Annotated in this window: 15 protein-coding genes and 2 tRNA genes; all 17 read right to left on the bottom strand. The window is 49.8% G+C overall.

The window, feature by feature from the left end:
* Positions 1 to 3: 3 nt before the first annotated feature.
* Positions 4 to 1,311 (bottom strand): NADH-quinone oxidoreductase subunit NuoF, encoded by a 1,308-nt coding sequence (nuoF, locus tag MXMO3_RS10080; RefSeq protein ID WP_027835258.1) that lies wholly within the window; start codon positions 1,309 to 1,311, stop codon positions 4 to 6.
* Entirely contained in the window at positions 1,311 to 1,508 is a 198-nt protein-coding gene (locus MXMO3_RS10075; protein ID WP_027835257.1) for a hypothetical protein, read from the bottom strand. The genes nuoF and MXMO3_RS10075 overlap by 1 nt, the downstream gene beginning before the upstream one ends.
* Positions 1,508 to 2,545, bottom strand: coding sequence for an NADH-quinone oxidoreductase subunit NuoE (nuoE, locus tag MXMO3_RS10070; protein WP_117395783.1), 1,038 nt, complete (start codon positions 2,543 to 2,545; stop codon positions 1,508 to 1,510). Before nuoE ends, MXMO3_RS10075 begins: the two co-directional genes overlap by 1 nt.
* Entirely contained in the window at positions 2,545 to 3,735 is a 1,191-nt protein-coding gene (locus MXMO3_RS10065; protein ID WP_027835255.1) for an NADH-quinone oxidoreductase subunit D, read from the bottom strand. The genes nuoE and MXMO3_RS10065 overlap by 1 nt, the downstream gene beginning before the upstream one ends.
* A 10-nt stretch (positions 3,736 to 3,745) precedes the next feature.
* Positions 3,746 to 4,348, bottom strand: a complete 603-nt coding sequence (locus MXMO3_RS10060) for an NADH-quinone oxidoreductase subunit C (RefSeq protein ID WP_027835254.1) — start codon at positions 4,346 to 4,348, stop codon at positions 3,746 to 3,748.
* 14 nt (positions 4,349 to 4,362) lie between these two features.
* Positions 4,363 to 4,941, bottom strand: coding sequence for a NuoB/complex I 20 kDa subunit family protein (locus MXMO3_RS10055; protein ID WP_027835253.1), 579 nt, complete (start codon positions 4,939 to 4,941; stop codon positions 4,363 to 4,365).
* A complete protein-coding gene (locus MXMO3_RS10050) occupies positions 4,932 to 5,297 on the bottom strand; it encodes an NADH-quinone oxidoreductase subunit A (protein WP_027835252.1) in 366 nt (121 codons plus the stop codon). The genes MXMO3_RS10055 and MXMO3_RS10050 overlap by 10 nt, the downstream gene beginning before the upstream one ends.
* 272 nt (positions 5,298 to 5,569) lie before the next feature.
* Positions 5,570 to 6,103 carry an outer membrane protein gene (locus tag MXMO3_RS10045; RefSeq protein WP_036222568.1) on the bottom strand — a complete coding sequence of 178 codons (534 nt, stop codon included), beginning with the start codon at positions 6,101 to 6,103 and terminating at the stop codon, positions 5,570 to 5,572.
* A gap of 275 nt (positions 6,104 to 6,378) precedes the next feature.
* Positions 6,379 to 6,897, bottom strand: coding sequence for an outer membrane protein (locus tag MXMO3_RS10040; protein WP_117395782.1), 519 nt, complete (start codon positions 6,895 to 6,897; stop codon positions 6,379 to 6,381).
* 117 nt (positions 6,898 to 7,014) lie between these two features.
* A tRNA-Asp gene (locus MXMO3_RS10035) sits at positions 7,015 to 7,091 on the bottom strand.
* Between the two features lie 148 nt (positions 7,092 to 7,239).
* Positions 7,240 to 7,315 (bottom strand) — tRNA-Val (locus MXMO3_RS10030).
* A gap of 105 nt (positions 7,316 to 7,420) precedes the next feature.
* Positions 7,421 to 7,693, bottom strand: a complete 273-nt coding sequence (locus MXMO3_RS10025) for an HU family DNA-binding protein (protein WP_027835249.1) — start codon at positions 7,691 to 7,693, stop codon at positions 7,421 to 7,423.
* A 173-nt stretch (positions 7,694 to 7,866) separates the two neighbouring features.
* Positions 7,867 to 10,299 carry an endopeptidase La gene (lon, locus tag MXMO3_RS10020; RefSeq protein WP_027835248.1) on the bottom strand — a complete coding sequence of 811 codons (2,433 nt, stop codon included), beginning with the start codon at positions 10,297 to 10,299 and terminating at the stop codon, positions 7,867 to 7,869.
* Between the two features lie 186 nt (positions 10,300 to 10,485).
* Positions 10,486 to 11,763, bottom strand: a complete 1,278-nt coding sequence (gene clpX / locus MXMO3_RS10015) for an ATP-dependent Clp protease ATP-binding subunit ClpX (RefSeq protein WP_027835247.1) — start codon at positions 11,761 to 11,763, stop codon at positions 10,486 to 10,488.
* Positions 11,764 to 11,937: 174 nt separating this feature from the next.
* A complete protein-coding gene (locus MXMO3_RS10010) occupies positions 11,938 to 12,564 on the bottom strand; it encodes an ATP-dependent Clp protease proteolytic subunit (RefSeq protein WP_117395781.1) in 627 nt (208 codons plus the stop codon).
* Positions 12,565 to 12,680: 116 nt separating this feature from the next.
* Positions 12,681 to 14,153 carry an NAD(P)H-hydrate dehydratase gene (locus MXMO3_RS10005; protein WP_117396776.1) on the bottom strand — a complete coding sequence of 491 codons (1,473 nt, stop codon included), beginning with the start codon at positions 14,151 to 14,153 and terminating at the stop codon, positions 12,681 to 12,683.
* Between the two features lie 156 nt (positions 14,154 to 14,309).
* On the bottom strand, positions 14,310 to 15,686 hold the full coding sequence (gene tig / locus MXMO3_RS10000) for a trigger factor (RefSeq protein ID WP_027835244.1): 1,377 nt from the start codon (positions 15,684 to 15,686) through the stop codon (positions 14,310 to 14,312).
* Between the last annotated feature and the right edge of the window lie 3 nt (positions 15,687 to 15,689).

The raw sequence follows: 15,689 nt of genomic DNA, 5'->3' as shown, positions 1-15,689 counted from the left end.
GCCTTATTCCGCTGCAACAGAAGGCACAGCACCTTCTGCTTTCGCATTGTGCGTATATTGATCAATCCGCGCTTCAATTTCCGGACGGAAATTGCGGATCAACCCTTGAATTGGCCATGCTGCCGCATCGCCCAACGCACAAATTGTGTGTCCTTCAACCTGCTTGGTCACTTCAAACAGCATATCAATTTCACGCTTTTGCGCTTCGCCACGCACCATGCGTTCCATCACACGATACATCCAGCCGGTGCCCTCACGACATGGGGTGCACTGACCACAACTTTCGTGCTTGTAGAAATAGGAAAGCCGCGCAATCGCTGCGATAATGTCGGTTGATTTGTCCATTACGATCACCGCTGCGGTGCCCAATGAAGACCCAACTTCTTTCAGCCCATCAAAATCCATGATCGCATCACGCATTTTATCGCCTGGCACACAAGGTACAGAAGAGCCACCGGGGATAACCGCCAGCAAATTGTCCCAACCGCCGCGAATGCCACCGCAATGCTTGTCGATCAATTCGCCAAAGCTGATGCCCATTTCTTCTTCAAATGTCGCTGGCTGATTGACGTGGCCAGAAACACAGAACAATTTTGAACCTGTGTTGTTCTCACGGCCAAGCCCTGCAAACCAAGAACCACCGCGGCGCAAAATTTCCGGCACAACGGCAATTGATTCCACGTTGTTCACGGTGGTTGGCGAACCATAAAGCCCCATGCCCGCAGGGAATGGAGGCTTCAACCGTGGTTGGCCCTTCTTGCCTTCAAGGCTCTCCAGCAATGCTGTTTCTTCACCACAAATATAAGCGCCAGCGCCATGGTGCACGATGATATCGAAATCCCACCCATGCACATTGTTTTTGCCGATCAATTTGGCTTCATACGCCTGATCAACAGCCGCTTGCAGCCGTTCACGTTCGCGCACAAATTCGCCGCGCACATAAATATAAGCAGCATGCGCATCCATCGCACGGCCCGCCAACAAGCACCCTTCCACAAGGTGATGTGGATCGTGGCGCATAATTTCGCGGTCTTTACAGGTGCCTGGCTCAGATTCATCAGCATTCACTACCAGATAGTGGGGCCGACCATCATTTTGCTTAGGCATAAAGCTCCACTTCAAACCAGTGGGGAAGCCAGCGCCGCCGCGACCACGCAAGCCCGATCCTTTCACCTCTTCGGTGATCCAATCCCGGCCTTTATCAATAAAGCTTTTGGTTTGTGACCAAGCGCCACGCTTTTGCGCGCCTTCAAGGCCCCAATCTTCAAACCCGTACAGGTTGGTAAAAATGCGGTCTTTATCTGTCAGCATTATCGACGCCCCCGCATAAATGCATAAAACAACACCAATCCGATCGCTGCGCTAACCACCAGGCCAAAAATACCGTTGGTGAGAAAAGCTGCAAAAAATGCAATCAAACGGATCGAGATATAGGTGCCCACCATGAAGGCAATCGCCAACATGATGTTTCTCGCGTTCAACTCAATGCCCATGAAACGTTCAGCCATTAGCGTGGATCCTTACCAAAGACTTTGCGATATTCGTCAGCACCACCTTTGGCCAAAGCCTTGGCTTGTGCTTTCCAGTCATCGCGTTCAATCCGACCCTTAAAGCTCAAACGATCATCGACTTCTGCGATCTGCTTTTTGGTCAGCTTTGCCACTTGTTGATATGTGGTAATGCCCAAATCATTCAGCTTGCCTTCAAGCACTGGGCCAACACCTGAAATCAATTTCAAGTCGTCTTTTTGTCCTTCAGGTGCCTCGAACAAAGGTGCCTTCATTTCAGCATCGTCAGCCTTTGCCGCTGCTTTCTTCGCTGTCTTGCTTGGCGTTTTTACTTTCGCGCCTGGCTCTTCAGCTTTCTGCTTGGCTGTCGGTTTCGGTGCTGCGTTTGACGCTGGCTTTGCCGCAGGCTTGCGCGCTTTAGTGGCTTTTGCAGGTACATCCGTCAATGTAACATGCCCGCCTTCCGGCGCAGCAAACTGACGGTTGATCTGTGGGCCAGTTTTCACGTCCTTGCCCGCCTCAAACTCATCGATCATTTCTTCGAAACGTTCAGGCGTCAAATCTTCATAAGTGTCTTTAAACACCATCGCCATCGGCGCGTTCACACATGCGCCCAAGCATTCCACTTCTTCCCATGAAAGCGTGCCGCTCTCATTGGTTTCAAACGGCTTTTCATTGATCTTGCTTTTGCAAACTTTGATCAAATCTTCTGAGCCGCGCAACATGCATGGTGTTGTGCCACACACTTGAATGTGTGCTTTGGTGCCCACCGGTTTCAATTGGAATTGGGTATAAAAAGTCGCCACTTCCAACACGCGGATGTAAGGCATCTCCAACATGTCGGCGACATGTTCAATGGCAGCCTTGGTCACCCAACCATCTTGGTCCTGCGCCCGCATCAATAGTGGGATCACAGCAGATTGCTGGCGGCCTTTTGGATATTTCGCAATGGTTTGCTTTGCCCACTTCTTATTGTCGGCATTAAACGCAAATTCTTGCGGTTGAACTTTATCTTCTGCGAGACGACGAACTGACATTAGCGATCTACCTCGCCGAAAACGATATCAAGAGTACCAATAATGGCTGAAACGTCAGCCAACATATGACCACGGCTCAAAAAGTCCATGGCCGACATATGCGCAAACCCGGGCGCTCGAATTTTACAGCGATAGGGCTTATTGCTGCCATCAGACACCAAATAAACGCCAAATTCGCCTTTAGGCGCTTCCACAGCCGCATAAACTTCACCTTCGGGCACTTTGTAGCCTTCAGTGTAGAGTTTAAAATGGTGGATCAAGCCTTCCATTGATTGCTTCATCTCACTGCGTTTGGGCGGCACAATCTTGCCGTCGATTGACGAAATTGGCCCCTGCCCATCAGGCGAACGCAATTTATCAATGCACTGGCGCATAATTTTCACTGACTCGCGCATTTCTTCCATGCGCACCAAATAGCGGTCATAACAGTCGCCATTTTTCCCGATCGGAATATCGAATTCCATCTCGTCATAGCATTCGTAGGGCTGGCTCTTGCGCAAATCCCATTTTGCACCAGAACCACGCACCATCACGCCAGAAAAGCCCCAGGCCCAAGCATCTTCCAGCTTCACGGTGGCGATATCCACGTTCCGCTGTTTGAAGATACGGTTGTCGGTCAAGAGGCCCTCAATATCGTCGAGAACATCCAAAAACGGGTCACACCACGCTTCGATATCGTCGATCAGCTCAGGCGGCAAATCCTGGTGCACACCACCGGGACGCACATAGGCTGCGTGCATGCGCGCGCCACAAGCACGCTCATAAAATACCATCAGCTTTTCACGCTCTTCAAAGCCCCAAAGCGGTGGTGTCAACGCGCCAACGTCCATCGCTTGGGTTGTCACGTTCAGCAAATGGTTCAAAATCCGCCCGATTTCAGAATAAAGCACGCGGATCAACTGACCACGTTTTGGCACTGTGATGCCCAGCAAACGCTCAACTGCCAAGGCAAAAGCGTGCTCCTGGTTCATCGGCGCCACATAGTCAAGCCGATCAAAATAAGGCACAGCCTGCAAATAGGTTTTGTGCTCGATCAGCTTTTCAGTACCGCGGTGCAACAAGCCCACATGCGGGTCAACCCGTTCAACAACTTCACCGTCCAGCTCAAGCACCAAACGCAACACGCCGTGCGCTGCCGGGTGTTGCGGGCCAAAGTTGATGTTGAAATTTCTAAGTTGCGCTTCGCTCATAATATGATCCTCAACCTTGCGCCTTTTCATCACCAGGCAGCACATAGTCGGTGCCTTCCCAAGGTGACAAATAGTCAAATGAGCGGAATTCTTGTGTCAGCTTCACAGGCTCATACACAACGCGCTGCAACTCTTCATTGTAACGCACCTCGACAAAGCCGGTGAGCGGGAAGTCTTTGCGCAAAGGAAACCCTTCAAAGCCATAATCAGTCAGCAAACGGCGCAGTTCCGGGTGGTTCACAAACAAAATGCCATACATATCGTAGGCTTCGCGCTCGAACCAATCCGCACCAGGATAGACTTCACAGATTGAAGCCACTGGTGTGTCTTCGTCTGTTTTCAGCTTAACGCGAATGCGCAAGTTCTGAGTTGGGCTCAAAAAGTGGTAAACCACGTCGAACCGCTCGACACGCTGTGGATAATCAACGCCACAAATATCAATAATGCAGCTGAACTGACATTGGCTGTCATCACGCAGTAGGCGCGCAACATCCACAATTGAATCTGCGGCAATGTTTAGCGTCAACTCACCAAAATTACCTTCAACTGATTGCACAGCTTCCGGCAGTTTCGCGCTGATATAATCGCCAAGTTCTGAAAGGGAAGAATCCATTTGCCCCCTGCCCCTTATCGCTCAATGGTGCCGGTACGGCGGAGCTTCTTTTGCAAAAGCAAAACGCCATACAGCAAGGCTTCGGCTGTTGGTGGGCACCCAGGCACATAAATGTCCACTGGCACCACACGATCACAACCGCGCACAACAGAATAAGAATAGTGATAATAGCCGCCGCCATTCGCGCAGGACCCCATAGAGATCACATAACGCGGTTCCGGCATTTGGTCATAGACCTTGCGCAACGCAGGCGCCATCTTGTTCGTCAACGTACCGGCAACGATCATCACGTCGGATTGACGCGGGGATGCACGCGGCGCAAAGCCAAAACGCTCCGCATCATAACGCGGCATAGACATGTGCATCATCTCAACGGCGCAACATGCAAGACCGAATGTCATCCACATTAGGGACCCTGTACGCGCCCAGTTGATCAACTCGTCGGTTGACGTGACCAAAAAGCCTTTATCGGCCAGCTGATCATTGACATCTAGAAAGAACGGATCATCAGCCCCGACTGGCTTACCAGTCTTTGGATCGATAATACCTTTTGGCTGCGAAGACACCAAAGTCGAATTATTGTCTAATCCCATTCCAAAGCCCCTTTGCGCCATTCATAAATAAAGCCAATGGTCAAAACACCCAAGAAGATCATCATGGCCCAAAAGCCGAACCAGCCAACATCTTTAAATGCGACGGCCCAAGGAAACAGGAACGCAACTTCCAAATCAAAAATGATGAACAAAATGGCCACCAGATAGAAGCGGATATCAAATTTCATCCGCGCATCATCAAACGCTTCAAAACCACATTCATACGCAGACACCTTTTCAGGGTCGGGACGTTTAACGGCGATAATGAAGGGAGCAACCAAAAGTGCCAAACCGATCACTGCGGATAAACCAACAAATATGATCACGGGCAGATACTGAGAGAGCAATTCGGTCATAATTGCCTTGCCTTTTTTGACAGCTGAAACCCAGCCAAAGAATTTGTCACAAGCCAGACTCACAAAATGGAGCCGAAACTTCGATTTGGTACGGCTTACGCCAACACCTTACGTGTTTCAAGGGCTTTGGCTTCAAATTTTTAATTTATCTCCTCATTCAAATCAAATAAGGCAAGCATCGTAAATAGTTTTAAAAACTGGACTTTTTTACTCATAAAAAAGAGCGCTCCAAAACGGAACGCTCTCTCGAACACTGTGTTGTGCACTTCAGCTTAGTTGAAGTACCAACGTGCTTTCGCGTCAATCGCGTGGCTTGATGTACCGCCGCTGTAAACTGACCAGTTGTATTCAGAACCAATCGTCACATCGTCAGACACAGCAAACTCGATACCACCACCGAGGATGCCTACCGCGTCGCCGAAGTGATGGCCAATACCACCAACAGCATAGAGCAACACATCGTCAGAAACGAGGTAACCAGCGCGACCTGTCAGGTCATACTGAGCACCATAATATGTGCCGCCATCATAGTTAGCTTGTGCGCCAACTTCGAAACCGAAAACCATTTCGTCGAACTGTGTGTTCATACCGGCAATGGCACCAATGCCCCAAACGTCTGATGCTGCATTTACATATGCACCGTTCACACCCGCATAGAAGCGGTTCCAGTCAAAGCCTGGATTAGAGTATGCAGGCGCAGCTGTTGGAGCTGGGGTATAATCGATCACAGGGTCCGCTGCGGACGCGCCTGCCGTCATTGCTGCTGATGCTAGCATAGCAATGGAAATTTTCTTCAAAATGCTCATAATTGCCTCCATGGCTCTCTTAAGCGTTACTCTCGGCATATAGGTTCTAATCTCAAGAACGCAACGGCAACCGGGAAAGTTCCGTAAGTTTCCATTTAATTCGCGCAAAAATAGCGCGTAAGAGATCCCCTAACACCTATGAATCAAATCTACAGGCAAAAGGTGACCGGAATTAGTCTGAAATGTGGCTAAATCAATTCATGGCTAACAAAGTGTAAAAAAGCCACACTACCCATCGTAGTGTGGCTTTACATGCCATAAAATGAATTTATCGCTTAATTGAAATACCAACGCATCTTAGCGTCAAATGCGTGACCATCCGTGCCACCACCATCTGTGATGTACGTATATTCACCGCCAAAGGTCACATTGTCATGCACCGCAAATTCGATACCACCGCCTAGGCCGGCAAAAGTATCGCCACTATCGCTAAAAACAACACCGCCAGTGGCATATAGCAATGCTTCAGGTGCCATAAGATAACCTGCGCGTCCGAAAACGTCATAGAATGCGCCTGAGTATACTCCGCCATCATAGTAGGCCGTGCCCTGCACTTCCAAACCGAACACCCAATCACCTGATTGCATATTCAAACCTGCAAGCCCGCCAACACCAAAATACTGTGTACCATCATTCATACCGCCAGCACTCAGGCCGATATAAAAACGATCCCAATCAAATGTCGAAGATGTCACAACGGGAGCCGGTTGTGTGTAGATAATTGGATCGGCAGCAGACGCGCCAATCACTCCGGTAGCAACAATTGTTGTTGCGAGAATCATTGATTTAAACATTTCGCCTCACCCTTTTATTAATTAACTGCAAATTTAGGCGCGAAGCGAAAAAGAGTCAATTAGTCTGGGAAACAGCGCACTGTTCCAAGCCGCGAGATACAATGATTTTTTGAAAAGTGGCGGGAGTGACGGGACTCGAACCCGCGACCTCTGGCGTGACAGGCCAGCGCTCTAACCAACTGAGCTACACCCCCTTTAATGAGAAAGTCTCGTCAAAGAGTGTGCGTGGTTTAAAACTGAAAGCACTTTGTGTCAAGCGCCATTTTCAATCTTTATGACATTGTTTTCAAAGAGAAAATATTTCTTTTTGCGAACAGTGCCGAACCACGACAAGAACCAAAATGGTGGGCGGTGAGAGACTCGAACTCCCGACATCTTCGGTGTAAACGAAGCGCTCTACCAACTGAGCTAACCGCCCCCCGTTTGGTGATGCATCGTTTAAGGTGTTCTTTCGCCCTCGTCAACAAAAAAGGTCTCGATTTTCACCGAGACCTTCAAAAAAATGCAAAAAATTTTGCTTAGACTAGTTCACAGCGTCTTTGAGCTGTTTACCAGGCTTGAATTTAGGCACGTTTGTCGCTGCAATATCAATTTCAGCGCCAGTTGCTGGGTTGCGGCCTTTAGTGGCTTTACGGTGAGAAACCGCAAATGTACCAAAGCCTACCAGGCGAACTTCGTCACCATTTTTCAATGTACCAGTAATCGCTTCGAAAACAGCGTCCACTGCGCTTGCGGCGTCTGCTTTTGTCAATCCAGCTTTTTCCGCCGTTGCAGCGACCAAATCATTTTTGTTCATTAGTCCATCCTCATTTTTTGGCCCGACTTACTTTTGTCGGGCAATACGCCATGAACCTTTTGACGATTCTTTCCCAAACGCAAGGAATTCCGGCGCTTTCAGCCCGGTTTTAGGCAAAAAAAGAGCGGAAAAGTTGCCTTTTCCGCTCCTTAAGCATCAAATTGTGGAAAACACTAGTGTGCAACCACGCCTGTGCCTTCGCCTTTTTCGGCTTTTTTGCTCGCGGCATACGCCTCAAAGTCCCACTCAATCGGCTCTGGAACTTCAACCAGAGCGTGTTTGAGTGCGTCTTCCATTTGCTTCACAGGGACAATTTCCAGCCCCTCTTTCACAATGTCTGGCACTTCAGAAAGGTCACGCACATTCTCTTCGGGAATCAGTACCTTTTTGATTCCCCCGCGCAATGCCGCAAGCAGCTTCTCTTTCAAGCCGCCGATTGGCAGCACGCGACCGCGCAAGGTGATCTCACCAGTCATCGCCACATCGTGACGCACCGGAATGCCGGTCATCACCGAAACGATCGCCGTGGCCATACCAATGCCCGCTGAAGGACCATCTTTTGGCGTGGCCCCTTCGGGCACGTGCACGTGAATGTCATGCGAATCAAACTTTGGCGGTTCAATGCCAAAATCGACTGCCCGGGAGCGCACATAAGTCGCCGCGGCGGTGATTGATTCTTTCATCACGTCTTTCAAATTGCCGGTAACGGTCATTTTGCCCTTACCATGGGTCATCACGCCTTCGATGGTCAGCATTTCGCCGCCCACCTGTGTCCAAGCCAGGCCTGTGACCAGGCCAACTTGTGGATCTAGCTCGATTTCGCCATAGCGGTGCTTTGGCGGTCCCAAATATTCCTCGATTTTTTCCACATCGAGCATGATGGACTTTTTCTTGTCATCCATCATCAGTTCGGTCACCGCTTTCCGCATCAGGTTCGCAATTTCACGCTTCAAGTTCCGCACACCCGCTTCACGCGTATAGCGACGAATCAAGAATTCGAGCCCCTTATCCGGCAAAGCAATCTCAGATGTTTCCAGGCCATGCTCTTTAATCGCGTCGGAAATCAAATGCTGACGCGCAATTTCCATCTTTTCAATCTCGGTGTAGCCAGACAAGCGAATGATTTCCATCCGGTCCAACAAGGGCCCAGGAATATTCAACGTGTTGGCCGTCGTGATAAACATCACGTCCGACAAATCGAAATCGACTTCGAGATAGTGGTCCGAAAATGAGTTGTTTTGCTCAGGATCGAGCACTTCCAACAGCGCAGAACTTGGGTCACCGCGGAAATCCATGCCCATCTTGTCGATCTCATCGAGCAAGAACATCGGGTTGGACTTGCCAACCTTCTTCATGGACTGAATCACCTTGCCTGGCATAGAGCCAATATAGGTCCGGCGGTGGCCGCGAATCTCGGCCTCGTCGCGCACGCCGCCCAGCGACATGCGGGCAAACTCACGCCCAGTTGCCTTGGCGATCGATTTGCCCAATGAGGTTTTACCCACACCTGGAGGACCAACGAGACACAGAATCGGTCCCTTCAACTTGCCTGTACGGCTTTGCACAGCAAGATATTCAATGATCCGCTCTTTAACCTTCTCAAGGCCATAGTGATCCGCATCCAAAACCTCTTGCGAAAACTTCAAATCGCGTTTGATTTTGGACTTTTTGCCCCAAGGCAAACCAAGCAACCAATCAAGATAGTTGCGCACAACTGTCGCTTCGGCCGACATTGGGCTCATGGCTTTCAGCTTTTTCAGCTCGGCCTTCGCCTTGTCTTTCGCTTCCTTCGACAATTTTGTCTTTTTGATCCGCTCTTCAAGCTCTGTCAGCTCGTCAGTGCCATCTTCAGAATCACCCAACTCTTTTTGAATGGCCTTCATCTGCTCATTCAAATAATACTCGCGTTGGGTTTTTTCCATCTGGCGCTTCACGCGCGTGCGAATCCGTTTTTCCACCTGCAGAACGCCGATTTCGCCTTCCATCAACTCCAACACACGTTCCAAACGGCCCGGTACGGAGGTGATCGACAAAATGTCCTGCTTGTCTTGGATTTTCACAGCCAAATGCGATGCGATCGTATCTGCCAATTTCGAATGATCTTCGATCTGCGATACGGCGCCCACCACTTCTGGCGATACTTTTTTGTTCAGCTTGACGTAGTTCTCAAACTCATTGACCGCTGAGCGGGCCAAGGCTTCCGCCTCAACGTCATCATGATCATCCATCTCCATCGCCGTGGCTTTGGCTTCATAATAATCGTCGGTGCGGACAAACTCTTCAATGCTTGCACGCGATAGCCCTTCGATCAGCACTTTTACGGTGCCATCGGGCAGTTTCAGCAGTTGCAACACAGAGGCAATGGTGCCCACATCAAACACATCTTCAGGAGATGGGTCATCTTCTTGCGCACTTTTTTGGGTCACGACCAAGATATTCTTGTCGTCGCGCATGACTTCTTCAAGCGCTTTAACCGATTTTTCGCGCCCCACAAATAGCGGCACGATCATGCCCGGAAATGCCACAATGTCACGCAAAGGCAAAACCGGATAAACCCGGCTTTCGCCTGGTGCCAAATCAAGTTCAGTTGTCTTGGATTCGGACATAATTATTCCTTTCATCAACCAGCATTGATTTCCCAGTTACAAGCGGCAAAATCAATCCTGTTCTGGACCGACAATGGGTCACAACATGGCCACGCCCTTGCAAGGACGCACCAAGACTCATTGATACTATTAGATAGGAAGTTTTGATGGCCCTACAAGTGCTTTGCAGGGCCAAATCACAAAACTTTATGCGCCGGCTTCCAGCTCTTCTTCTTTGCGGTCCGCATAGATGTAGAGGGGACGTGCGTCCTTCTCCTCAACCACATCTTCGCTGATCACAACTTCTTCCACGCCTTCTAGCGATGGAAGGTCATACATGGTGTCGAGCAAAATGCCTTCCATGATCGAACGCAACCCGCGTGCACCGGTCTTCCGCTCAATGGCTTGGCGCGCGATTGCGTGCAAGGCATCTTCGTGGAAAGTCAACTCAACATCTTCCATTTGGAACAAACGTTGATATTGGCGCACAAGGGCGTTTTTGGGTTCGGTCAGAATTTGCACCAAGGCACCTTCGTCCAAATCTTCCAAAGTCGCAATCACAGGCAAACGGCCGATAAATTCGGGGATCAAACCAAACTTCACCAAATCTTCTGGCTCAACTTCAGCAAAAACCTCACCCAAACGACGATCTTTAGGATCGCTCACTTCGGCATCAAACCCGATGGAGCTGTGCTCGCCACGTTCGGCAATCACCTTTTCCAACCCGGCAAAAGCACCACCAACGATAAACAGGATGTTGGTCGTATCCACCTGCAAAAACTCTTGCTGTGGATGCTTGCGCCCGCCTTGCGGTGGAACACTGGCTACAGTGCCTTCCATAATCTTCAACAAGGCTTGCTGAACGCCCTCACCTGAAACGTCACGTGTAATCGATGGGTTGTCAGATTTACGAGAAATCTTATCCACCTCATCGATATAAACGATGCCGCGTTGGGCTTTTTCAACATTGTAGTCAGAAGACTGCAATAGCTTCAAAATGATGTTTTCAACATCTTCACCAACATAGCCAGCTTCAGTCAAAGTCGTTGCGTCAGCCATGGTGAACGGCACATCAATGATGCGCGCCAAAGTCTGCGCCAAATATGTTTTACCGCAACCTGTTGGGCCGATCAGCAAGATGTTCGACTTCGCCAATTCGATGTCTTGATTTTTCGTGGCGTGGTTTAACCGTTTATAGTGGTTGTGCACGGCAACCGACAAAACGCGTTTCGCGCGCGCTTGGCCGATCACGTAATCGTCGAGCACTTCACAAATCTCTGCTGGCGCCATCACTCCATCGGAGGACTTAACTGTGGAGGACTTATTCTCTTCACGAATAATATCCATGCACAGCTCAACGCACTCATCACAGATGAAAACGGTTGGCCCGGCAATAAGCTTGCGTACCTCATGCTGGGATTTACCGCAGAATGAGCAGTAAAGCGTATTTTTTGCGCTGTCGCCGTTACCGTTATCTTTTGTCATCAAAGCACTCCTAAATGTGCATTTTTAGCAGCATGTCTTTAAAACGCTATCACTTGCAAATAAACAAACCGTAAGCGTTTTGGATACCTTAGCTTTTCTCTATCGTTCTCGCAAATAGCGAAACGGTGCACACACTGTGTCCCTTTTCCGCCATTTGCCTATTTGGCGGGTGCCCTATTGTTCGCTGGGCACCGCACGCTTTTCGTAAACTTTATCGACCAGACCAAACTCTTTAGCATCGTCGGCGGACATGAAATTGTCACGCTCAAGCGCCTGCTCGATGGTTTCGTAATCTTGGCCTGTGTGCTTCACATAGATTTCATTCAAGCGGCGCTTGAGGTTCTCTGTGTGTTTGGCGTGGATCAAAATGTCCGTTGCCGTACCTTGGTAACCGCCAGAAGGCTGGTGCACCATAACAGAAGCGTTCGGCAACACGCCGCGCATGCCCTCGTCGCCAGCAGCCAACAACAATGACCCCATTGAAGCGGCCTGACCTACACACAAGGTAGAGATTTTCGGGCGGATAAACTGCATCGTGTCATAAATAGACAATCCAGCTGTCACAACACCGCCAGGCGAATTGATATACATTGCGATCTCTTTCTTGGGGTTTTCACTCTCCAAGAACAAAAGCTGCGCCACAATCAAAGACGCCATATTGTCTTCAACCGGTCCGGTCACAAAGATAATGCGCTCACGCAGCAAGCGTGAGAAAATATCAAAAGAACGCTCCCCACGGTTGCTTTGCTCTACAACCATTGGCACCAGCGTGTTGGTCAACATATCCATCGGATCTTTCATACGTTCCACCTTCTTTGCAATCGAATCGATTGTTTCGATCAGATATGATCCTGTCTTAACTTAGCGTAAAGGCGGGAGATAGGCCCTAACACTGAGTCATTCAAGTCACGGTTAATTTATTTGTCCACCGCCATCAGCACTTCTGGCAGCTTTGCCACAAGGTCTGAGGCGATCATGCCTTCTTTTCCAAATCCCTGCGCGCAAGCCCCATGAATGAAGGCACCTCCACACGCTGCATCAATCCCAGACATGCCGCGCGCCAGCATGCCACCAATAATTCCAGCCAATACGTCACCTGAACCCGCCGTTGCCAGAATGGCCGGCGCATTTGAATTTATGACCACACGACCATCGGGCGCTCCAATAACCGTGTCGGCACCTTTTAAAAGAACCTGCGCACCGCTCGCCTCAGCCGCTATGCGCACCATCTCGATCTTGCTCTCCGCCTCGTCCATTTTACCAAACAAACGGGCAAACTCACCGCCATGCGGCGTCAGCACGATATTATCGCCACCATATCTATGAATATGGTCGAATAATGACTTTGGATCACTCTCAAACGCCATTAAAGCATCGGCATCTAGCACACATCCGCGCTGCGCCGCAATGGTCGACAGGACCTTATCGCGCAGCGCGTTTGTCACGCCAGCCCCCGGCCCCAAAACCAAGCTGTTAAACCGTTCATCTTGCAGCAACTTTTCCAATGGCGCAGGTTTAAGCATAATTTCGGTAACATGGTGCGCTTGCACCTCAAGCGCTGCCTTATCGCCAAATAGCGACACAAGGCCTGCCCCACTGCGCAATGCCGCCATTGCACTCAATCGCGCCGCGCCACCGCTCAACGCGTCACCAGAAAGCACCAGACAATGCCCCCGGCTATATTTATGCCCCTGCGCTTCATATGGCGGTATCTGCCAAAGATCTGGCCCATTGTGCCAAACCTTCCCGCCAATTCGCGGCAACACCGCATCCAAGATGCCAATCTGCCCCAAATGGACGTCACCGCAATAGGACTTGCCCGGCAACAGGAAATGCCCCGGCTTCAACCGGAAAAAACTCACACTGGCGACCGCACGAATGGCCGCACCGCGGACGGCACCCGTTGCCCCGTCAATCCCGCTTGGCATATCGATGGCTACAATTGGCTTCCGGGTGCGATTCATCCGCTTTATTAGTTCGGCAAACGTACCAACAACATCCCGATCCAGACCAGCGCCGAAAAGCCCATCAATCAGGAGGTCACACTCATCCAGCAAATCATTGATCGGGCTGTCTTCCGCCCCCCAAAGATCCAGATGCTGGCGTGCTGCCTCACCCAGACGGTCACGCGCACCCATGAACGTTAGTTTGACGAACCAACCTGCATCACGCAGCAAACGGGCCACAACAAACCCATCGCCGCCATTATTGCCAGGCCCACAAACGACACCAACCGTGCAAGGCGAAAAATTGACGCGCACATAATCGGCCACCACTTGCCCGGCATTTTGCATCAGCTCAAATTCGGGCACGCCTTTTTGAATGGTCAGGCGGTCCGCCTCTGCCATTTCATCCGGTGACAACAATAGGTTCAGTGATTCTGTTTTCATCGCCCATATGCTGGCATATTCACGGTGCCTATTTCCATCATAAAACAGCCGGTGCAAACGCGACAAAACTTCTCTGCGAACCTTCATGTTGCCAAACAAACAAAAGGCCGCCCAAAGGCGGCCTAAATGCAATCAAACTAAATCTTGAAAAAGATGTTAGTCGTGGTTGTGAGGCTCGAGGTCTTCCTCTTCGCTCTCTTCAACCAGTTTGATCAATTCTTCTTTGGTGACTTTCTTGTCAGTCACTTCAGCCAGTTCAATCACGTAATCAACAACTTTGTCTTCAAAGATTGGCGCACGAAGGCCAGCCAAAGCCTGTTGGTTGTTACGGAAATAGTCATATACCTGCTGCTCTTGACCAGGATATTTCTGAACTTCCGCGATCAACGCTTTTTGGTGCTCTTCTTCGGTCACTTCGATTTCGTTTTTATTGCCGATTTCAGCAATCACGAGGCCCAAACGCACCCGACGGTCAGCAATCGCGCGATATTCTTCGCGTGCTTTCTCTTCGGTTGTGCCTTCATCTTCAAAGCTACGACCATGATGCTCGATATCGTGCATCACACGGTCCCAAATGCCTTTAAACTCAAGGTCAACCAACTGCTCAGGCACGTCAAATTTGTGCGCTTCATCCAAAGCGTCCAAAACTTCGCGCTTCACGCGACGACGTGTCAAACCGTCCAACTGGCCTTTCAACTGGTCTGTGATCATCTCACGCAATTGCGCAATTGATTCCAAACCAAGAGTTTTGGCGAATTCATCGTCAATCTCAACTTTGGCAGGTGTTTCCACCTCAAGCACTTCAACGTCGAACGTTGCGTCCTTACCAGCCAAGTCTTCAGCGCGATATTCCTCAGGGAATTTCACTTCAACAACTTTTTTGTCGCCTTTTTTCAAGCCAACAAGCTGCTCTTCAAAACCTGGGATAAACTGGCCAGAACCAAGCACCAATGGTGTTGAATCTGATTGGCCGCCTTCAAATGGTTCGCCGTCAACTTTGCCCAAGAAAGACATTGTTACGCGATCGCCATCGGCAGCTTTGCCGTCTTTAGCTTCAAACGGACGGTTCTGATCGATCACAGCATTAAACTGCTCATCGACTTCTTTCTCGTCTGCTTCAACAATAGGACGTTCAATTTTGATTTTTTTGAAGTCCATCAATTCAACATTTGGCAAAATCTCATATGCAACTGAGAAGTCCAAATCTTTATTGCCTTCAAAAACTTCGTTCAAAACGGCTTCGTCTTCGCCAAAGTCGATTTCTGGCTGCGCAGCAGCTTTTTCATCGCGCTCGGTCAAAGAAGACTGAACAGCAGTGTTCACAGTCTCTTGAATAACGTCACCCATGACAGAACGGCCATAAACCTTTTTCAAGTGCGCAAAAGGAACTTTGCCAGGACGGAAGCCCTTAATGTTCACTTGGTCCTTGAGTTCGTTCAATTTGGCGTCGAGCTTCTCATTGAGTTCAGAAGCTGGAATGCTCATTTCGAGCTTACGCTTCAGCCCTTCATTGAGGGTTTCAGAAACCTGCATGCG

The sequence above is a fragment of the Maritalea myrionectae genome, from assembly GCF_003433515.1.
GTDB lineage: Bacteria > Pseudomonadota > Alphaproteobacteria > Rhizobiales > Devosiaceae > Maritalea > Maritalea myrionectae.
Note: the sequence above shows the minus strand (reverse complement) of the source record. Positions and strands in the feature narration are given on the sequence as shown.